This is a genomic window from Clostridium puniceum, assembly GCF_002006345.1.
Classification (GTDB): Bacteria; Bacillota; Clostridia; order Clostridiales; family Clostridiaceae; genus Clostridium; species Clostridium puniceum.
Map to the genome: position 1 here is coordinate 1 of NZ_LZZM01000200.1, position 22,437 is coordinate 22,437.

At 27.7% G+C, this 22,437-nt stretch carries 17 protein-coding genes; 3 read left to right on the top strand and 14 right to left on the bottom strand.

The genetic code is table 11. From position 1 onward, the window contains the following. Positions 1-51 precede the first annotated feature (51 nt). The 3 genes from CLPUN_RS19515 to CLPUN_RS19525 form a co-directional block, all read right to left on the bottom strand. Complete coding sequence (locus CLPUN_RS19515; RefSeq protein WP_077848907.1) at positions 52-1,047, bottom strand: rhomboid family intramembrane serine protease; 996 nt, start codon at positions 1,045-1,047, stop codon at positions 52-54. A gap of 111 nt (positions 1,048-1,158) precedes the next feature. Continuing rightward, positions 1,159-2,946 (bottom strand): oligoendopeptidase F, encoded by a 1,788-nt coding sequence (pepF, locus tag CLPUN_RS19520; protein ID WP_077848908.1) that lies wholly within the window; start codon positions 2,944-2,946, stop codon positions 1,159-1,161. Positions 2,947-3,077: 131 nt separating this feature from the next. Continuing rightward, the gene (locus CLPUN_RS19525; RefSeq protein WP_077848909.1) at positions 3,078-3,479 is read right to left on the bottom strand and encodes a DUF6762 family protein; all 402 of its coding nucleotides are present in this window, start codon (positions 3,477-3,479) and stop codon (positions 3,078-3,080) included. 356 nt (positions 3,480-3,835) lie between these two features. Between CLPUN_RS19525 and CLPUN_RS19530 the strand changes: the two genes are divergently transcribed. Then, entirely contained in the window at positions 3,836-4,246 is a 411-nt protein-coding gene (locus CLPUN_RS19530) for a hypothetical protein (protein WP_077848910.1), read from the top strand. Between the two features lie 63 nt (positions 4,247-4,309). Here CLPUN_RS19530 and dltB read toward each other — a convergent pair whose 3' ends face one another. Both dltB and dltD read right to left on the bottom strand, forming a co-directional pair. Next, entirely contained in the window at positions 4,310-5,464 is a 1,155-nt protein-coding gene (gene dltB, locus CLPUN_RS19535; RefSeq protein WP_077848911.1) for a D-alanyl-lipoteichoic acid biosynthesis protein DltB, read from the bottom strand. 168 nt (positions 5,465-5,632) lie between these two features. After that, positions 5,633-6,823, bottom strand: a complete 1,191-nt coding sequence (dltD, locus tag CLPUN_RS19540) for a D-alanyl-lipoteichoic acid biosynthesis protein DltD (RefSeq protein ID WP_077848912.1) — start codon at positions 6,821-6,823, stop codon at positions 5,633-5,635. A 246-nt stretch (positions 6,824-7,069) separates the two neighbouring features. Between dltD and CLPUN_RS19545 the strand changes: the two genes are divergently transcribed. After that, positions 7,070-7,741, top strand: coding sequence for a metal ABC transporter ATP-binding protein (locus CLPUN_RS19545; RefSeq protein WP_077848913.1), 672 nt, complete (start codon positions 7,070-7,072; stop codon positions 7,739-7,741). Positions 7,742-7,763: 22 nt separating this feature from the next. Further along, on the top strand, positions 7,764-8,564 hold the full coding sequence (locus CLPUN_RS19550; protein WP_077848914.1) for a metal ABC transporter permease: 801 nt from the start codon (positions 7,764-7,766) through the stop codon (positions 8,562-8,564). Positions 8,565-8,683: 119 nt separating this feature from the next. On the opposite strand, the gene CLPUN_RS19555 is transcribed toward CLPUN_RS19550, so the two are convergent. The 9 genes from CLPUN_RS19555 to CLPUN_RS19595 all read right to left on the bottom strand — a co-directional run bounded on the left by CLPUN_RS19555 (position 8,684) and on the right by CLPUN_RS19595 (position 22,390). Then, the gene (locus CLPUN_RS19555) at positions 8,684-9,817 is read right to left on the bottom strand and encodes a 2-aminoethylphosphonate aminotransferase (protein ID WP_077848915.1); all 1,134 of its coding nucleotides are present in this window, start codon (positions 9,815-9,817) and stop codon (positions 8,684-8,686) included. Positions 9,818-9,970: 153 nt separating this feature from the next. Further along, positions 9,971-11,104 carry a phosphonopyruvate decarboxylase gene (gene aepY / locus CLPUN_RS19560; RefSeq protein ID WP_077848916.1) on the bottom strand — a complete coding sequence of 378 codons (1,134 nt, stop codon included), beginning with the start codon at positions 11,102-11,104 and terminating at the stop codon, positions 9,971-9,973. 82 nt (positions 11,105-11,186) lie between these two features. Then, complete coding sequence (gene aepX / locus CLPUN_RS19565) at positions 11,187-12,485, bottom strand: phosphoenolpyruvate mutase (protein ID WP_077848917.1); 1,299 nt, start codon at positions 12,483-12,485, stop codon at positions 11,187-11,189. Positions 12,486-12,601: 116 nt separating this feature from the next. Continuing rightward, on the bottom strand, positions 12,602-13,405 hold the full coding sequence (locus tag CLPUN_RS19570) for a phosphocholine cytidylyltransferase family protein (protein WP_077848918.1): 804 nt from the start codon (positions 13,403-13,405) through the stop codon (positions 12,602-12,604). A 513-nt stretch (positions 13,406-13,918) separates the two neighbouring features. Further along, a complete protein-coding gene (gene secG / locus CLPUN_RS19575; protein WP_077848919.1) occupies positions 13,919-14,152 on the bottom strand; it encodes a preprotein translocase subunit SecG in 234 nt (77 codons plus the stop codon). Positions 14,153-14,352: 200 nt separating this feature from the next. Beyond that, entirely contained in the window at positions 14,353-15,645 is a 1,293-nt protein-coding gene (gene eno / locus CLPUN_RS19580; protein WP_077848920.1) for a phosphopyruvate hydratase, read from the bottom strand. A 402-nt stretch (positions 15,646-16,047) separates the two neighbouring features. Further along, positions 16,048-16,647, bottom strand: coding sequence for a protein kinase (locus tag CLPUN_RS19585; RefSeq protein WP_077848921.1), 600 nt, complete (start codon positions 16,645-16,647; stop codon positions 16,048-16,050). A 488-nt stretch (positions 16,648-17,135) separates the two neighbouring features. After that, positions 17,136-18,674, bottom strand: coding sequence for a 2,3-bisphosphoglycerate-independent phosphoglycerate mutase (gene gpmI, locus CLPUN_RS19590; protein WP_077848922.1), 1,539 nt, complete (start codon positions 18,672-18,674; stop codon positions 17,136-17,138). A gap of 407 nt (positions 18,675-19,081) precedes the next feature. Continuing rightward, complete coding sequence (locus tag CLPUN_RS19595) at positions 19,082-22,390, bottom strand: starch-binding protein (protein ID WP_077848923.1); 3,309 nt, start codon at positions 22,388-22,390, stop codon at positions 19,082-19,084. Positions 22,391-22,437: the final 47 nt, after the last annotated feature.

The window sequence follows — 22,437 nt, forward strand, 5'->3', positions numbered from 1 at the left end:
AGCCTATATTCTTAAGATAAAATTAATATTTTTTAAGTAATTATCTTATAATCATAATATTCTTTTATTTTTTGATGTCCTATAAATAATATATCCTATTAGCATACCTCCAATAAGCCCTCCAATATGACCAAAATTATCAATATTTTTTATGCTTAATCCTATAAATAAATTTATTATTATTATTTGCAATAAACTTGACAAATATTTTTTTTCTATTTTTTCTCTTTCTATAATAGCAAAAGCTAATAATGCCCCCATTAAACCAAATATACCACCTGATGCTCCAACCGAAATGCTATATGGACTCATTAAGTAACTTAACAAAGATGATGTTATACAAGAAATAATATAAATAATGAAATATTTCTTAGCACCGTAAATCTGGTGAATTTGCGGTCCAATTATGTATAAAGAATACATATTACAGCCTATATGAATAATACCTGAATGTAAGAAAGCACAAGTCAACAATCTCCATACTTCTCCATTTTCAATAAGTAGATTATATTTAGCTCCAAGACTTATTAATACCTCATTTGATGATCTTCCAGTACTATAGATTTCAAATTGTGTAATTAGAAACATTATTCCATTTATTGATATTATAAATAATGTCAGAATTTTATCTTCAAGAAATCTTTCTTTTTTACGTGAATTATTTATCTTGTGACTTCTCATCGTACTATTAAATATCTGCTCTAATGGTGCACAGGAATTATCACACGATATAACTTTATAATTTTTTTCATTTATAATCAGTTTATTGGGGATTAATGATTCATTCCCACATGCGTATTCTTTGTCAGATAAAATTATCATATTTAAAGAAAATGATTTTCCTAAAGCTTTTACATATCTAATAGCTTCTGAATAGTCTGTATCTTTTCTTTCATCACGGCTTATTAAAACACAATATATTCCATCTCTTAATTCTTTAACTGCCAAAAATACTTCTTCTTTATAAAAATCGCTATAGTATTGCTTCATATAAAAATTCTCTTTATTTATTAAAATTTTATAAAAATCTTCTTTGAAATTTTTCATATTTATCTACCTATTATCCTATAAAAATTTAATGCACAATTCATAGTTGGCGAAATTTCATTTCTTACCTACAGTTCCTATAGAGGGTTTGAATTGTGCATTTTATAAAATTTATGAATTATCTATCATATCTAAAAGCTCATTAAATCTCTTTATAGTAGCTTCTATCGGTTCATTTGTAGTCATATCCACTCCTGCATTTTTTAAAATATTTATTGGATAATCACTGCCACCAGATTTTAAGAAGCCTTTGTATTTTTCAACTGCATTTTCTTTTCCTTCTAAAATTGATTTTGAAAAAGCTGATGCTGCTGCATACCCTGTTGCATATTGATAAACATAGAAATCAGAATAAAAATGAGGAATTCTTGACCATTCTATATCTATTTCTTTATCTACTACCATTTCACTTCCAAAATATTTAACATTTAAATCATGCCATACCTTATTATAGTCTTCGGCTGTCAATGGTACTCCTTTTTCTAAAGTTTCATGAGTATAAAGTTCAAATTCTGCAAACATTAACTGTCTAAATACTGTTGTTCTGATTTGCTCTAATTCTTGATTTATTAAATAAAGCTTCTTTTTTTCATCTGTTTCTTTTTCAATTAAATGATGAATAAGTAAAGATTCATTTGTTGTTGATGCTACCTCTGCACAAAACAAAGTATAGTTTGCATAGTAATATGTCTGCTCTTTTCTCGAATAATATGAGTGAATCGAATGCCCCATTTCATGGGCTAAGGTTGATACATCATTTAACTCATTATTATAATTTAGCAATACATAAGGCAACGTATCATATCCCCCCCATGAATAAGCTCCACCTTTTTTGCCTTTATTTTCATATATATCTATCCATCCATCTTTTATCCCACTTTTAAATACGTCTAAATATTCTGTTCCAAGTGGTTTCAATGCTTCTAATACTATATCTAATCCTGTATTAAACTCTATTTTTTCCTTTGGCAGCTCAATAACAGGAACATATAAGTCATACATATGAATTTCATCTAATCCTAACAGTTTCTTCTTTATTTTAACATATCTATGAAGTGAATCTAAATTATCATTTATAACCTTTACTGCATTTTTATATACTTCTACAGGAATGTTGTTAGGATTTAATGATGCTTCTAGTGCATTATTATATTTTCTCACTCTACTGCTAAAGTTGAAGGTTTTTATTGATGCTGTTAGGGATGTAGCTAAAGTATTTTTTAGCTTATCATATTCTCCAAATAATTTTCGAAAAGCATCTTTTCTCACTACTTTATTTTTACTTTTTATAAATGAAGAGTAATTTCCCTCAGTTAATTCAACTTCATTTCCCTCTTCATCTTTTATATTCCCAAATGTCATATCTGCATTAGTCAAAATACTATGAATTGCTGCAGGAGCATCTAAGCAGTCTGAAGCTGCTGCTAATAATTCTTCCATTTCTTTTGATAATATATGTGGTTTTTCTTTTAATATATCATTAATTAAGAATTCAAAGTCCTTTAATTCTTCTATTCTATTTATTTCAGCTTTAATAAATTTGTCTTCCAAGCTTAATATTTCTGGCACAAAGAAAGCTGTATAGCTTGCAAATTCAGCCATATATATATCAATTTTACTCATAAGACTTTGATACGTAGAATTTGATGTATCTTCATCTGATTTTAAATGTGCATAAATATATAAGTTTTCAGCTTTTCTAGATATTTTTTCATTTACTTTAAAATATTCTAGTATCATTTCTCCATTTGTTAATTTTCCAGAATAATTCTTTAATTTTACTGCTTCTTTTTTTAACTCTTCAAAATCTTTTTCCCATGCTTTTATATCTGTATATATCTTTTCCACTTTCCACTTGAATTCAGCTTTTATTTCATCTCTTTTTTTTAATTCGCTCATCTTAACACACCTTTCTTTCAGTTAACAGTTAACAGTTAAGGATGATATTCCTTCGGAATATATTTATATAAGTTGCAATTAGAAATTTATATAAATAAAATAATTATTCACTGTTAATTGCTTACTTTTAACTATTCTTGATATTCAGCTTCTTTTCCTTTTATTACTTCAAAGACTGTATTCATTTCTTTTTCTATTATTGCTACTAGTTCTTGTATTTTTTCTTTCATTACATCATACTCATCCTCATACTTAAATTTTATTATGTATGTAGGATTATATTCCTCTAAATCTTCTTCTATTTCATACCCTTTTTCTGTAAATGCAGTGCTATTAAATAAATCATATATTGCTGAGTATTCCCATTCTTCTACATTTTTATTTGTATCAAAATACATATATACAACTTTATCTAATACATAAAGCTTTTTTACAAATAAAGCCCCTTCATTTACTTCAAAACTACCTAGTTCCTTTTTTATAAATCCCGTTTCCTTATCCTTCTCTATTAATACTAAACTTGAAAAATCCATAATGTCACCATCCTATTAGTTTTATCCATATTAGACACTTAATTTATAAAAAATCAAAATCAATGTCTTATATAAAATTATATCAAAAAAGACATTTTATAACCATACAAATAAAGTATAGTTATAAAATGTCTTCAAATTTGCTATATATTTAGAAATTACTCTAATACTTATATTTTTTACTTTACTTTGTCAACGAGTTATAATTTTATTTTTTGTAAATATATGGTAATATTTTCTTGTACTAAATTAAGATATAAAAACAGAAACTAACCTTAGATAATTATCCTTTTATTATATCTAAGTATTATTTTGTTTATGATTAAATTTATTTTAAAGTAAAGGAGTTCCTGACTATGATAAATAACATGTATCTTGAAGCTGAAGCATTTGCATATAAAAAAAGAAAAAGACTTGAACGAAGCATTTTATTGAAATCTAAGCGAAAAAAAACGCTCCATTTAATGATTTCTTTAGTTCTTATAACTATAACTTCTATTTTTATAACCAATAACTTATATGTAAGTAGCAATTCTAAAGATCTTGGATTTGCTGTAGAACATAATTTAACTACCGGCTTTTCATCTGAAAATAAGCTCCTCCGTGTTCAAAAAATGTCTTTAGTTTATTTTGATGGTGAAACCGCTATTGTAGAAGCTTCTGGACTTTCTAAAAATCCACCTCACCAAATAACTTCTGTTAAAGGAAGTTTTAAAAAGGATAATAATAAGTGTTGGATTTTTGAAAAATTTTTACCTTCAAATTGAAATAAAATGACTCTAATATATAAATGAAATTTAAATTTATCTATATATTAGAGTCTATTCATTTTATTTAAATAAAAAACCTGAAAATATAAGCATACCAAAACATACTATATGGAAAGTTACTACTATTTGTATGTAATTAAACCATTTTTTCTTTTTATGCTCTTTATAATGCTTGGATTTTCTTTGATATATATCCGTCAAAACCAATGCTGTTCCTTGATATAATCCATAAACTATATAATGCAAAGCTAGTCCATGCCACAACCCCATTATAAACATAGTAATAATTTGCGCTACATGAGAGGCCATAAATCTGCTTTTAAACCTTTTTTTTCTCATAGAATTTAAAACAAATCTTGAAAAAATATAATCTCCAAACCATCTTGATAAAGATATATGCCATCTTGTCCAAAATTCTTTCATATCTTTACTCAAAAAAGGCTTATTAAAGTTTTCTGGTGTTTTGATTCCAAATATATAACTAGTACCAACTGCAAATAAACTATATCCTGCAAAATCAAAAAATAAATACATTGTATATGCATACATGTAATTTACACTATTTAACACATTTATCTCTGTAGGTATTTTTAATAACCAATATGTATCAATTAAATATGCTAATATAAATTTATAACCAACTCCCATAAATATTTTCTTTAATCCTACTATTAAGTAGTCATTTATATATTCTTTCATTTCTAACTTGCTATTAAGTTCATCCTCAAATCTTTTCCATCTATCAATAGGTCCAGAACTTAAGGTTGGAAAAAATATAATAAAATATAAAAATGTTATAAAATTAATTTTTTCAATTCTTCCATCATAAATTTCAATTATTACTTGAATTACTTTAAAATTTAAATATGATAATCCAATAAATCCAATATATGATGCATATGAGGTAACACCTGCAACTTTTGTTGAAATAACTGGTACCATAGATATAAATAAAAATAACCAATACAAATATTTATTCTCTGTCTTTTTTCTTATAATCAAATACAAATATACTATAATAATTTCTAAAACTAAAAATGCTGAGAATAATTTCAAACCTAAGGTAAAATCCATTATTAATATAATCATTCCTAAAGATGCAATTATTCCATAATACCTTGCATTGAAACCTCTTAATCTAAGTATTATTGCAGGAATAAATGTTAAAAACAAAATATATAAATACAAATAATCACCGTATTGTGTCAATTTCATTTTATTGCCTCCAAATAAATATTTCTCTATTTCATATTAATCTTAGTTAATAACATCTTAATCTAAAATTGATTATATATAAATGGAATTTCAGTAAAGGGTTCAAATACCATTATAAAAATGGCTGCAACAACTACAATTGAACTTATTAAAGAAAATATTATATCCTTATTTTTCATTATAATGTTTATAAAGTTCTTGTTCAACTTTAATCCATCCCTTCCATCCTAAGTGCATTACATCATACATAAAATACGGTGTATATTCTTCATCTTTTAAATTTAAAACTTGAAAGCCTTTTTGTTCTGCAATTTTTTCAGCTAAATCATAAAAATTATCTCTAGTTTCTTTAGTCATTCCGGTATGATCATACCATTTTCCATTTGTAGGAATTAAAACTATGTATGGTTTTATACCTAAATCAATACAGGTATCTAGATATAATTCGTAATCATTAAATTCTTTTGACTTCATTAGGTTAATTTTTTTCTTAGTATCTTTATGCGCTTGTATATTATCCTTTAAATATTTATTATAATAGCTATCATCTACCATGAAATCATTATTTGTCACCTTGGTTTTTGCTTCTTCTTCTGCTTTTTCATATTCTTCATCCCAATTAATTTCTTTTAATTCCGTTCCTGTTTTTTTATCATTTAATAATTCTAATCTTCTATATAATAAGCCCTTGTCCTTAAGATCTACCATTTTTTCTCTACATACAAAATATGGAGTGAATAATATTTTTGCCACCTTATATAAAAAACCATCATTTGTATATAATTTAGAATAAATTTCTTCTGCTACAAACTCTGTGCTTCCAGATAATAAACTATTTACTCTAGCTGCATAAGTTTTTTTGTTTTTTTCACTTATTTCAGGATTTGATAAATATTTATAGAATTGTACTGGTGCAAAATTAGCTTGAAAATTTTTAGCATCAACTCCACCTTCATCGCAAAACCACTGAAGAGAAAGAAATAATGCAATTTTCTTATCTTTATTTTCATTACTTTCACTACCTAAAAGCGCTGTATGGTTTATAGTTTGAAAATATGCTCTCCCATTTGTAACCACATTCTCCATGCCTTTAGCCGGAAATATCTTTGTTGGCAATTGAGAAACTGGGACTACAAATTCAGATGAACCTTGTAATGCAAGGTAATTATTTTTCATAAGATAATCGTTATATATAACACCTCTATCTTTATACATACTTCCATATGCTATATTTATTTCTTGTAAGTCTTTCTTTTGCATCATCACTTCAATATTTTTATCTAAAAAGTTATTTAAAGAAATAACTGTTATTATACAAATAATAATAGGAAATAATACACATATAATTCTTCTTTTCATTTTATCCTCCTATATTTATTTTTTCAATTAATTCTACATAATTCTATTCAATTCTATAATAAGTTAAAACTTAATTCAATATAGAAACAGCCTTAAATATTTTATTTTTTATATTTTTAAATTCTTTCTTGAATATTAACATATATGCTCTGAATAAATATTCAATTTGCAAAATTATACTCATTATTATTGCAAATCATTTGCAGTAAAGTGTATAATGTAATCATGTTTTAAGGAGTTGATTATTTGATTAATATAAAAAATCTATCATTTTCATATACAAAAGGATCTGAATTATTAAAAAACATTAACCTTAATATTCCTAAAGGTGTTTATTTATCTATTCTTGGGGAAAACGGAAGCTGTAAAAGTACATTAATAAAGCTTATATTGGGTATATTAAAACCAGATTCTGGTAAAATTACTTTAACTTCAAATAAAATTTCTTACGTCTCTCAGCGATTAGATAATTTTAATTCTGAATTTCCAATAACAGTTACAGAAGTGCTATCTTGTCATGCTAAAACTATTGGTATAAAAAACTCAAAAAATATTCATGAAGCACTGCACAAAGTTAATATGTGTGAGTTTAGTGATAATTTAATTGGTAATTTATCCGGGGGACAGCAACAAAGAATTTTCATTGCAAGAGCGTTGATTGGAAATCCTGATTTAATAATATTAGATGAACCCTCGACTGGAGTAGATGAAAAAAGTCAAAATGAAATTTATCCTCTACTACAGAATTTAAATATAGAGTTAGGAAAAACCATAATTTCTGTTGAGCATAATACTAAGGTTGCATTAAAATATTCAACACATATTTTAAAAATAGAGAATGGTAATCTAAATTTATTTACAAAAGAAGATTTTATGAAGTATTTAGAACTTGAAGCTTCATTATCTAAAATAATATAGTCATTAGGAAGGTATATAATATATGTTTGAATTAGGTTTTATGCAAAATGCATTTATTGCAGGATTTATTGTTTCTATACTTTGCCCATTCATAGGGCTTTTTATTGTACTTAGGCGTTATTCTATGATTGGAGACACCTTATCACATTCTTCTTTTGCTGGAGTCGCAATTGGACTTCTCATAGGCGTTAATCCACTTTTAACTGCATTTTTATTCACAAGTGTCTGTGCTCTGGTTATAGAAGCTTTAAGAACTTATTATAGTAAATATGCTGAGCTTGTAATGTCTATTGTTTTAACCTTAAGTTTAGGTATTGCGATTATTCTAATAAGTAGTGGAAAAGCCTCTGCTAAAGTTGATTCATTTCTGTTCGGTAGTATTTTAACTGTTACCACATCAGATATTTTTTTAATTGCTATCGTAGGTGGAATTTGCCTTATAGCTCTTTTATTCCTCTATAACAAGTTAATTTATGTGACCTTTGATGAAAATGGTGCAAAAACAACAGGTATTAATGTCAAATTAGTAAATTATATTTTTACTTTACTTGTTGGTGCTACAATTTCTCTTTCAATAAGGGTAATGGGAATTCTAGTTGTTTCTTCAATAATCGTTGTTCCTGTAGCAACGGCTATGCAGCTAAAGAAAGGCTTTACTAAAACCTTAATTTTTGCAATTCTCTTTGGATTTTTAGATGTTATGATAGGACTTGTATTATCTTATTATATAAATAGTGCTCCAGGTGGAACAATAGCATTAACTTCCGTTATATTCCTACTACTAACTTTAATTTTTACAAGATTATTTAATTATGAAAATTAATAATACATATATATTAATCTATTATTAAAAATTTTATATAAGTATAAATAAAAAACATTCGCTAAGCATAAAATCTGCCTATTCGAATGTTTTTTTCATAGAAATTTAATTCTTACCTGTTAAGAATTAACTGCAAACTGACAAAAATATTCTTCTAATATTTCTATAAATTTGGTCATATTCTCTAGATATATTTGACCTATGTTAGCTATTCTAAATGTGTTTTCAGATGAAATTTTCCCTGGATAAATTGTAAATCCTCTATTATATAAATATTCATGTAATTCTTCAAAAGAATATCCATCAATTTTTGGCTCAACAATTGAAGTTAAAAGCATAGAAGATGCGTCTTCATTTACCAGCTTCTTTAAATTAAGCTTATCTAAGCCTTTCCAAAGAATTTGACAACATTCTTTATATCTTTCATTTCTATTTTCTATTGTTTCCTCTTTTGCTTCTATTATAGCTTGTTTTAATGCATATAGAACTTGTACTGGAGGAGTAAATCTCATTTGGTAATTATCTTTAAAATATGAATATTGCTTATACATATTAAGATAAAGATTCCTTGGCTTAATATTCCTAGTTTTTTCTAAAGACTCTTTATTGGCTATCACAAAACTTATTCCAGCCATTCCTTGTATACACTTGTTTGAACTTGAAGCTAAATATGAAATATTCATTTCATACATATTTATAGGGATTCCTGCAAAAGAACTCATAGCATCAACTATCATTTCTATTTTATATTTCCTGCAAATCTGCCCTATGGACTTTATGTCATTTAAAATTCCTGTTGTGGTTTCATGGTGAATTACTGCTAGATGACTTATGCTTTTTTTTTCATTTTCAAAATTATTTAAATTATACTTCTTTATTAACTCTTCTAATTCACTTAAATTTATTTTTTCTACTCCTGAACTTTTATATTCTATATAACTTAAACCATATATTTCAGCTATCTCGCATATTCTTTTACCATAAGCTCCATTGTTAATTATTAAAACTATTTCTTCATCTACTACTGAACTTAATATAGCTTCAACAGCTGCTGTTCCTGAACCACCAAAAAGTATAGTTGTATAATCATCATTTGAACCTACAAAATTAGTAAGTTCCTTTGATACAAATTCCATAATATCCCCAAATTCTTTTTCCCTTGGGCAAATATCAGGTACAACTTGAGCAAATTTTACTGTATCTGAAGTTGTTGCAGGTCCTGGATTTAACAATATATTTCTTTTAATATCCATTTTGTTTCCTCCTATGAAGCATATAATGAAATAATATGATCTTATTTTTAAGTCACGTAAAACTTTACGCTTCTAGCCTATTACTAAAATCCAATTACTGAATATATTTTTGTAACAGTTCCTCATGTTATCATTCCTAAATATGCTTAATTTTTATTTATCTAAAAACTTCATAAATGCTTCTTTATTTTCAATTGGTGTTGTTGTAGGTCTTCCTAAATCTTTTCTTGCACCCTTTTTCACTTTAATTTCTAATAATATTGGCCCTTTTACGTCAGCTATTTCTTTTGATAGTTTCACAAGTTGCTCTTTTGAACTACATGAATAACATTTTTTATATCCACAGGCTTTTGCAATATCTAACGTATCTATTTTAAAGCCTACGGTTTCTTGGCCACCAACAGAATCATGTGCACCGTTATTTATCAATATATGTCTAAAATTCTTTGGTTCTTCATTTCCTATTATAGCTAAGCCCCCAAGATGCATTAGTAAGGCTCCATCTCCATCAATGCAATAAATGTCTTTATCCTTATTACTTAAAGCAATTCCCAAAGCAATTTGTGATGCATGTCCCATTGAACCAACCGTTAAAAAATCTCTATTATGATTTTCTTTATATTTTTCCCTTAATTCAAAAAGTTCTCTTGATGCCATTCCAGTAGTTGATACAATTACAGATTCTTGCTTTATATTATTTATTACAGCCTCTATAGCCTCTTCCCTTGTCATTTCAAAATCAAGGCTAGTATTATTCTTAAGCTTATATTCATTAAAAGCATCTTTTTTTATTACTAACGCATAGGGTTCATTATTTTCATTCATATAATCGCATGCTTTTTTTAGCTTCACTCTCATTTCATCATTATTTGTAACCCTATCTAAAATTTCATACTCAATTCCTAACAAGTTCAAAGTTTCAAGCGTAATTAAACCTTGCTTCTTATGTTGAGGTTCATCCGTCTTGTTTGGTTCTCCTCTCCATCCAATCACTAAAAGCATTGGTATGCTGTAGACTAATTTATCTGAAAGAGAAGCAAGTGGATTTACAGCATTTCCAATTCCTGAATTTTGCATATACACAAGCCCAATTTTCCTCGTTCCTAAATGGTATCCTGCTGCTAAACCTATAGCATTTCCTTCATTAGCTGAAATTATGTTTTTATCACTGCTTACATGCTCCTTAATATAAGCACAAAAGGATTTTAACAAGGAATCTGGAATACCTGTAAAAAAACTTATATCATTGTTTAATAATTCATTATAAAAATCTTTAACTTCAATCATTCACTTCAACTCCTACAAACTAACCTTAAAGAAAGGCTCCTGCTTTTCTCCTCAAACTCTAAATTTTTAATTCTTAACTGAACTACATTCCACCTGGAATTAGAGTAAGAATTTCTTTTATAGGCATGCAATTTACTGATGCTTCTTTAGATCTTCCATTTTCTAATATGCTCTTTGCTGTGTTTACCATAGCTGGATATGCACTTCTTATTAGATGATTTGCATGTATAATCACACTAATCCCAAGATTGACCAATTCTTCTTCTGTCATAAAATTATAGGAAGTTGGCACTACTATTAATGGAACCTTAATTTCAAACTCATTATATCTTCTGCAAAATTCAATTATTTCTTTTCCGTCTTTTTCTTTACTATGAATCATAATCCCGTCAGTTCCTGATTCAATATAAGCTTTAGCTCTATTTACGGCATCATCCATTCCTGCGCCTGCAATTAAGCTTTCAATTCTTGAAATTATCATAAAATCACTAGTTACTCTAGCTTCTCTTCCTGCTCTTATTTTGTCACTAAAATGTTCTATGGTATCTTGTGTCTGCTCAACTTCAGTTCCAAATAAAGAATTTTTCTTAAGTCCTATTTTATCTTCAATAATAATTGCTGAAACCCCTAATCTTTCAAGAGTTTTAACTGTATAAACAAAATGTTCAATTTGCCCTCCTGTATCTCCATCAACTATTATTGGTTTTGTTGTGACTTCTAAAATATCATTTATAGTATTTAATCTAGATGTTAAATCTACTAATTCTATATCTGGCTTTCCTTTAGCAGTTGAATCACATAAAGAACTTATCCACATACCATCAAACTCTTTTATTTTCCCTCCTATTTTAACTCTAGTTTTCTCAACTATAAGTCCAGTTAAACCATTATGAGCTTCAAGTATTCTAACTGGCTTTTTAGAATAAATTAATTCCTTAAGACTTTTCATTCTTATTTCCGGAGTTGTGCCTATTTGTGCTAACTCTTCATCTAATTTAGAAATAGAAACACCTTTAGTATATGGTACTTCAACAAGTTCTCCACCCCATCCCTTTATTGTAGCTATAACTTTTTCTCTAAGTTCCTTTTGAGATCCTTCTTTCCAATCGTCTCCATGAAGTACATACTTTGGCTTTAATTTAATTAAATTTTCAACCTGATCTAAGCTATCCTGCGGAACTACAGATACAACACCTTTAATATTGCTTACTACTTCTTTTCTTTCCTCATACTTCATTATAGGGTTTCTCCAATAACCTCTTATAACATCATCTGTATGTAGGCCTACTATTATATCTCCAAATTCTCTTGCTTTATTTAATACATTCAAATGCCCTTGGTGAATTATATCTGCACTCATAGCAACATAAACTGTTTTCATATATTAACACACTCCTAAAATTTATAATTACTTTCTAATAAATCATGTATATTTCAAAATTTAATAACATTCTCTTATTAAATTCTATATCTTCATTTAAATTCAAATTAATTTACCTATAAATTTGCTGTTTCTTCTACAATTCTTTCTAACTTAGGAAGCACAAGTGTTTTTATTCTTTCAAGATGATTTTTATCATCAATTTCTCCCCATACTAAATTATCAATTTTTAAATATCCAATCTTTCTTTTTTGTGCAGCATCAAATATTGCATTCTCATAATCATATTTTTTTGTTTTTTTGTTTGCACTCTTAAAAAAGTTTTCTTCATTTTTATAATCATTTATTCTATTATTAAAATCTCTATATTGTCTTAACATCTCTTTATATAGTTCAAGTGATATCTTAGAAATTCCAACTAATTCTCCATATACTTGTCCTATTTCGTTTCTATTTTTAGATATCTTATATAAATTCTCTTCTCTAACTTCCACATAACATTCATCACCAGAATTAGTTGGTCCACTTAACAAAATACAATCATCATTTTCATAATTAATAACTTTTATTAAACCATAAACTTCATATATAAGATCACTTTCTAACAATAAGAAATCTTCTTTTAGTTCATCTTCCAATATTGATAAAGAAGTCATGCTTCCTGTTGCTTTATACTTTCTATTTTTTCTTGTTTGAATATAACTATTTTCTTTTGCTAATTCATCATAAAATTCATTTAAATGACCTGTTACTATATAAATTTTTTCAATTCCTAAGCTTCTTAACTTTTCAATGGATCTTTCAACTAAACTTCTACCATTTACTTTTATAAGACCTTTTGGTAACATGTCATTAGTTATATCTTGCAACCTTGATCCCATGCCTGCTGCTAAAATTACAGCTGTTTTTATATTTCCCATAAATTCACACTACTCCTTTCTGCTTACAAATAATTTTGATTGCTCTCTAATTTTCATTACTCTTTTTCATTTATTAAAATGCAATAACTTTAAGTTCATTTTTTGAACAATATTATATTAACACCTTTCATTGTTCAAAACAACATGTTCATGTAAAAAAATTACTTATTTTTTAATATATATTCTTTAATAAGAAAATTTTTCATTAGCTCAATTCATAAAAATACAAAGATAAAATATTATGTTATAAAATTGAAAATATTAATGTTAATTTAACTTTAATTACTGTATAAAAAAAGTTACTACCTATATGACCTGCATATGGGTAGTAACTTTTTTATTTAATAAATAGATTAACTAATATTTGACTATATTGTTCAGTTATTGGTGCAAATACTATTGTAATTAATTTTATTATAAAATTTGTTATATTTTATGTTTATAATACTTAAGATTATAATTGCTAATATTATTATATAAAAAAGGCTACTTAAGTAAAGTAGCTCAGATTTATTATTTTATTAAATTTAACACGATTGTGTTTATTGCAAAAAGTGCCATAAACATAACTGTTAATCTTACAAGAACAGCTTCTTTAGTTCTTGATTTGTTTTTTGAAAAGAATGTATCATTTGTACTTCCTTGTATTAAACCACTTAAGGCATCAGATTTACTAGGTTGCATATAAATTGTCACAATTACTCCTATTCCCAATAACACCTCTAAGACTAATAATATATTTTGCATAGGTAACACCTCCTATAATAATCAATAACATACAATTTAAATAATATCACATTTGTTTATTTATTACAACTTTATATATTGATAAAATTAAATCTAAATTTATTTATATTATATCAAATTTTCAAAAAAAGTTATAGGGAAATTTCCCTATAACTTTAAATTTTTAGATTTATAGATAAAATTATGTTACATCTTTAAAATTATTTTATATTAAAGAATGCTTTTTTTCCTCTGTATTCAGCTACTTCTTCTAATTGTTCTTCTATTCTTAACAATTGATTATACTTTGCAACTCTTTCTGATCTAGCTGGTGCACCAGTCTTTATTTGTCCTGCATTTACAGCTACAACTAAGTCTGCTATTGTTGTATCTTCTGTTTCTCCTGACCTATGAGAAACAACTGCTGTATAACCTGCTCTATTAGCCATTTCTATAGCATTTAAAGTTTCTGTTAATGTACCTATTTGATTTAACTTAATAAGAATGGAATTACCTACACCAAGTTCAATACCTTTTTCAAGCCTTTCAGTATTAGTAACAAATAAATCATCACCAACTAATTGAACTTTCTTTCCTAATCTTTCAGTTATCAACTTCCAGCCTTCCCAATCTTCTTCTGCCATACCATCTTCAATTGAGATAATTGGATATTTATTAACCCATTCTTCAAAGAAATCAACCATTTCTGCTGATGTTAGTGTTCTTCCTTCATGTTCTAATACATATTTACCATCTTTATAATATTCTGATGATGCAGCATCAATTGCAATAAATATTTCTTCTCCTGCTTTATAACCAGCTTTTCCGATTGCTTCAATTATAACATCAAGAGCTTCTGAATTTGATTTTAAATTTGGAGCAAATCCACCTTCATCACCAATTCCAGTTGAATATCCCTTATCATTTAAAATTTTCTTTAATGTATGATATACTTCAGCACACATTCTTAAAGCTTCACTAAAAGTAGGCGCTCCAGCTGGCATAATCATAAATTCTTGTAAATCAACTGAATTATCAGCATGTGATCCTCCATTTAAAATATTCATCATAGGAACTGGCAATACTTTTGCATTTATTCCACCTATATATCTATATAAAGGCATATTTAATGCATTAGCTGCTGCATTTGCAACTGCTAATGATACGCCTAAAATAGAATTAGCTCCTAATTTTTCTTTATTCTTAGTCCCATCTAATTGAATAAGCATTTTATCTATATAAGTTTGATCAAATACATTAGTTCCTATTAATTCCTCTGCTATAGTATCATTAACATTCTTTACTGCATTTAAAACACCTTTGCCTAAAAATTTATCTTTATCGCCATCCCTTAGCTCTACAGCTTCATACATTCCAGTTGAAGCACCTGATGGTACTGCTGCTCTTCCAACTGTTCCATCTTCTAAATAAACTTCCACCTCTACTGTAGGAAAACACCTTGAGTCTAAAATTTGTCTAGCTACCACGTCTACAATTTCTAAATAATCTTTCATTTAATATTACCTCCTCATTTCACTCCATTGAGAATTGTTATCAATATAATTATAATGCATTTTTTTCTAATATGAAAGCTTTTTTTTCACTTGCTCTTATATTATTAGTAAATCAGCAAAAAATATTCAATCTTTTTAACTTTCAAATTAATTATTCACTTCAAATATTCAAGTTTATTATATATTGGGTAATCTTAATCATTTAGTAAATTCAAATTATTTCTGTGCATTTTATTTTAGATTATTAAGTCGAAATATTAAATAATCTTTATGAAAAAGAAGAAAATAGTTTCTTAATATATATTAAATTAAGAAGCTATTTTTTTATATTAATTTTATTTAATTTCAAATAAAACAATTTAACTAATGGTTATTTTTTATTCTTTAGATAAATTTGATTGTCTATTCTAAAATAGATGAATTTAATCTTTCACAGTATCTTTTGAATTTTAATTCCCAGGATACTGCTTTTTTTAAGTTTACTTTTTTTATTCCTTTTAAAAATTTTTCTAATACTCCTATTTTATTTAATCCCTTCATTAAATGTCTTGGATAATCAACCTTCCTTGTATAAGCTTTTTTAGGATCTATTATCATTAGACTCTCATTACTTAAAACATAAATATCTTTGCATCTAATATCAAGTCTCTTAAATCTAAGTCTTTCAAATTCTAATAATAAATCAAATATATTTTTGATTAACATTTCACTTAACCCATTATGTTTTATATATTTATCTAATCTACTTCCTTCTACTAAATCTCTTATTACATATAACCTCCCTTTTTTATATAAGCGTGGAAAATATTTAGATCCATTTGTTTTAGAAAGGATACCGCCTTCATCATTGCATACTTTTTTTCTCAAAAATATTTTAATTACCTTTTTATCTGGTAATTCATAAACTATACCATTATGCCCTTGACCTAGATAATTAGCTTCTCTAAACAATTTTTCTGTACTTTCATCAAAATCAGCAGAATATGCAAAATTCTTCTTCATACTATCAATCCTAAATCTTTTTTATAAATATATTAATTTCAAATTAAATTTATGCAATTTCCTAATAAATCATTCTCTAACTCTCAACAATTATTGTTTTTATATTAATTAACATAACTTATAATGTTATAAAATAGCTTATTTTTATTAGAAACTTATTATAATTTTATCCATCAATTATAATATTTAAACTTTCTTTATAAACAAATTTAATATATTTCCTGTATAATTTTTTAATTAGCTAAATTGGTTTAGTATTTTAATGTTCACATTATCTGTAAACATATCTAATTAAAATAATTATCATATTTTAGACAAATTTCTAATTTTTATTTACAGTCAATTAAATCCTAATGTTTCAGTTTTTATTATTAGTTATATGCATTCAGATTAACTACCCAATAATAATTTTACATTTTAACTTAAAAAACCTCAAAATAATTTAAAATTATTTTGAGGCTATAAATCTTCAAATATTGTTTAAAATATTATTTGCTTACTATTAAGTTTTCTCCAGTCATCTCAGCAGGAACTTCAAGTCCTAATTGAGTTAACATTGTTGGTGCAATATCAGCAAGCTTTCCAGGATTTAATTTCTTATTTTCAGTGTGATTTGACACCCAAGTAAATGGTACTGGATGAGTAGTATGAGCTGTAAATGGATTTCCTGTTGAAAAATCTATCATAGTTTCAGCATTACCATGATCCGCAGTAATAAACACACAGCCATCTTTTTCTAAAACTTTATTTACAATGTTTCCTACACATTCATCAACTGCTTCTATTGCTTTAACAGCAGCTTGAACTACTCCTGTATGACCAACCATATCTGGATTAGCAAAGTTTAATATTATCATGTCATATTTATCACTATCTAGTCTGTTTAATAATTCTTCTGTTACTTCATAAGCACTCATTTCTGGTTTTAAATCATAAGTTGCAACCTTTGGTGAAGGAATCACTTTTCTGTCTTCGCCTGGATTTTCTTTTTCTACTCCACCATTAAAGAAGAAAGTAACATGAGCATATTTTTCAGTTTCAGCAATTCTTAATTGATTTAATCCCTTGCTGCTTACATATTCACCAAGTGTATTAGTTAAAGTTTGTGGACTATATGCAACATTTACACCTTCTAAAGTCTTATCGTATTGAGTCATTGTTACAAAAGTAAGATTTAGAGTTTCTCTCTTAAATCCAGCAAATTCTTTATCATTAATAGCTCTAGTGATTTCTCTAGCTCTATCCGGTCTAAAGTTAAAAAATAGAACTGAATCTCCATTTTTAATGTTAGTAATTGCACTGCCATCTTTAGTTATTACTGTTGGTAATACAAATTCGTCAGTTTTATTGTCATGATATGATTTTTGAATTGCTTCTACTGCACTATTTGCAGTTTCACCTTTACCTAAAACTAATGCATTATAGGCAAGTTCAACTCTTTCCCATCTGTTATCTCTATCCATTGCATAATATCGACCACTTACAGTTGCAATTTTACCCACACCAACTTCAGCCATCATTGCTTCAGTTTTTTCTATAAAATCTTTACCTGATGAAGGTGGTACATCTCTTCCATCCATAAACGCATGAACATAAACATTTTGAACACCTTCTCTTTTAGCAAATTCTAAAATACCTCTTAGATGATCTATGTGTGAATGAACTCCACCATCTGATAACAATCCCATTAAATGAAGTGCTGAATCACTCTTTTTAGCATTTTCCATTGCTAATTTAATAGCTTTATTTTCAAAAAAGTCTCCATCAGATATTGCTTTTGTTATTCTTGTTAATTCCTGATATACTATTCTACCAGAACCAATATTTAAATGCCCTACTTCTGAGTTACCCATTTGCCCTTCTGGCAATCCAACTGCTAATCCACTTGCTTGTAATTCTGTAGTTGGATATTGTTCAAAGAATTTATCTAAATTTGGTTTTTTGGCTAAACTTACAGCGTTTCCTTCTGATTTTGGTGCATTTCCAAAACCATCTAATATCATCAACATAACTGGTTTTTTTGACATCTTTCATCCCTCCAAATTTTGTTAAAATCATAATATACATGCTAATTATTTTATGTCTAAACCAATATTTAAACTTAATAATTATATCTAGATTTCATTAGAACTCATATATATTAAATATTATCATTTATTTAATTTCCATATCATTAATCATATAAATTATATTATTTTTTTTCATTTATTGCAACTTATAAACTCTAAAAGTGAAATTTCTAACAAAGAATTTAATTAGTGATTTCACTTTATAATCTGTATATAAAAACTTTTCCTGCTATAGCTATTTAATATTCTTTATACTTCATAATAAACTTATTATAAAGTTTTACTTATTAGACAATCGCCTCTAAAAATAATATGAGTGTATCAAAAAGATTTTCAAAATTTTGATACACTCATATTTAAACTAGTTAATACAGATATTTTGTATCTGTACCAATTTTTCCTGGTGCAGAATTATTGGGTTCATCAAGTACAAACACTCTTAAATTTCCTTTTCCACTGCAAGCAGCCTTTAAAGTTCCATTAGTCACATTTATAATTTGTCCAGTAACTGCATCAACATATTTCCCATTTGGAATATTAGTGAAAGTTGCATTACCAGATATGGTTATCAATGCAAAGCTATCAACTCCACTAGATACATCAGTATATCTTCTCTTAAATGACATTCCATCTCCAGTTACATTCTGTACTGAATATTCTCCCATTTGAAGTGCTGGTACAGCTCTTCTAATTCTATTTAATCTTATAATATGTTGTGCTAATGGGTAATTAAGAGTATCCGCCATTGTACCTGTAGCATTTGAATACACTCCATAGTCAGTGGTTTGTACATTACCCTGAATTTTGTCTCCAAAATATGCTCTACCTGTCTCGCTTAATGGAGCATTAGGACCTACATCTATTGGTTTACCCTTTTGGAATTCAATTTCACTTCCATACAATATAGTAGGTATTCCTCTAAATGTAAATATTAAGCTTAGATTTTCTGCCCAAACATCCTGTCCTAATGAAAAACGTTGGTTCTCAGGGGCACCATCTGGAGCATAATCATGAGAATCAACATAAGTTACATTCCAAGTTGCATCATTATAAGCAGAATCCCCATCTATAGCAACTCTGAATGCATCTCTCGCATTTGCAAAATTCCAGTGCATTGGAAAGTCTATTACGTCAAGTCCAGATTTCTTAGAATAATCCGGTATGTGGTATGTGTTTCCATTTAATATAGCATTTGTACTAGTTGGTTGACCTACTGTACTACTATTATCATTGTAATTTTGAAGTGTACTAGCTTCGTTAGTTACTCTGTCCCCCCATGGGTAGTTCTTTGATTCCTTCCATGTGTAAAAAGGCACTGATATTGCCGGAGTATCATGGTTCCATACTTCTCTCACTCTAGTACATGCCTCTCCAAACATGTAAAAGCCTTCTCCTCCAGCAGCCTTTAGCTGAGGTATAAATTCATTATTGAAAGTTAATCTAGATACATGCTTAACAGTATCAATTCTAAAAGAATCTACCCCCATATCTATATATTTCTTGTATGAATCCACTAAATATTTAGAAACTGTCGGATTTTCAGTATTCAAATCAACACAGTCCCCTGCAATTTGACCAGTTTGGACCGAATAACTTTCCCAACTTAAGCTTTTTTCATGATGATAAATATGATTTGGATCATTAGAATCTTCTTTCATTGCATTTATTCTAGTTGAATATTGCAGTGCTGGTGTTAATGTATCATAATTTGAAGGTAATAATGGTGAAAGAATATTTTTTAATGAACTAGCTGCAGTATCATTTAAAGAAGTTGGTGCAACTCTATTAAATAAAGGAAATAAATTCTCTTCTCCAAAGTTACTTGTATGATTTAAAACTATATCTTGAATTACTTTTAATCCTTTAGAATGTGCTGCTATAATAAATTTTTGATATGCTTCTTCTGCAGATGCATCGTATCTAGTTTTATATCTAGGATCGATTTCATTAAAGTTTATAGCATGATATCCATGATAATCATATCCACTAGCATTTTTAACTGGAGGCGTTACCCAAATAGCTGAAAAGCCTAAAGCTTTAATGTAATCAAGCTTTTCTGTAAGACCTAAGAAATCTCCTCTCCAAGCTGGATCAGTATCTGGATTTTTTGCTTGAGCATCATCCCACCCGTGTACATTGTTTGATGGATCACCATCATAAAATCTTGGTGTAATTACAAAGTATATAGTTTCTTTTCTAAAATCTACATTATCAGGAGTATTTCCAATATTATATATAAAATGGTTTTCTGTCGTATTTCCTGCTTCATCTACTGTAATTGTATATATATGAGTAAATTTATCCACATGTATCGCTTGTCCCTTATATAAATAGTTATCATTTATATAAGGGGCAGTACCGTTAGTAGTAAAATATAGTTTAGGTGTACTATCTTTATTATCACTTACCGTTAAAATAACATCCTTTGCTGTTGCATATCGTCCTGCTGGCACATTAGCTGTAACTGTTGGCGGTATAACATCTTGTCCTAAGAGATAACTAAAAGTATATATTTTTGATTTATTATTACTATTATCAATAGCTATCGCTTTTATTGTAGTATCTTTAGTTATTTTTATACTGCCAGTATACAAATTATCTCCTACTATTGGATCTGTTCCATCAATTGTATAATAAATTTTTGGATTCGTATCCACATTATCATTTACAGTCAATATTACCTCCAGAGATGTTCCACCTATCTTTCCTGAATCTGGTGATGCAGTTATAATGGGTACTGTAGTATCAATTCTTGGGTCCTTATCACTCCATACATTATTACTATAATACCATATTCCAGAGCTTCTACTTAAATCACTAGTCTTAGAACCAGAACCATTATTAAAGATTAAATTTGTTGATGTTGCTCCATTAAAAATATAACTATACCATCCATTGCCTTCAGAAGCCATGTCTACACCTGGCCAAGAAATTGGTGGTACTGATGGCACTGTAGACCAATAATATATTTTAGCAGTTGACCATGGTGATTGAAAATATACTTTTATAGAATTTTTTGAAATCTCACTTATATTTATTGTTTTCTGAGTTGTTAACATTCCTTTAGAAGCTGTAACTGTTACACTTCCTTTTTTAAGCGCAGTTACACTTACACTCTTCCCAGAATTTGTAGATAAATCTGCTAATGTTGAATCACTGATACTCCAATTCAGATCTTCTTGTTTTTCTGATCCATCACTATAAGTTACAATAGACGTTAGTACAATAGATTCACCTATTGTTGCAGAAGAAGATGAATTTATAGCGATCGATTTAATCATAACTTGCTCAGGATTTTGTGTATACATTTGTCCATCTTTATACCAGCTCTCAGTAGTTACAGCAAAACCTGGTTTTCCTGCTCCCGGCACTTGAATACCTGAACCATCGTTAAAGATAACGTTTGCATCGGATAGCCCAGTAATCGTATAAGTATACCAATCACTACCCTCTGAAGTCATTCCCGTTCCAGGCCAACTTGGTACAGTAGTGTTGTTACTATAATAATAAATATTAACTTTACTCCAGTCAGCAGGCTTTTTACAATGAATTATTAAATTTGGTGTAGCAGCAAAAGCTACTTGAGTGTTTATGGGACAACTTTCTGTAATAATTACAGATAAAAACATAGCCATTATAAAAAGACTAAGCTTTTCAAAAAAACATTTTTTCAATATAATTTCCTCCTTCAAATTTTCTATTTTATTAGCTTATATAAAAA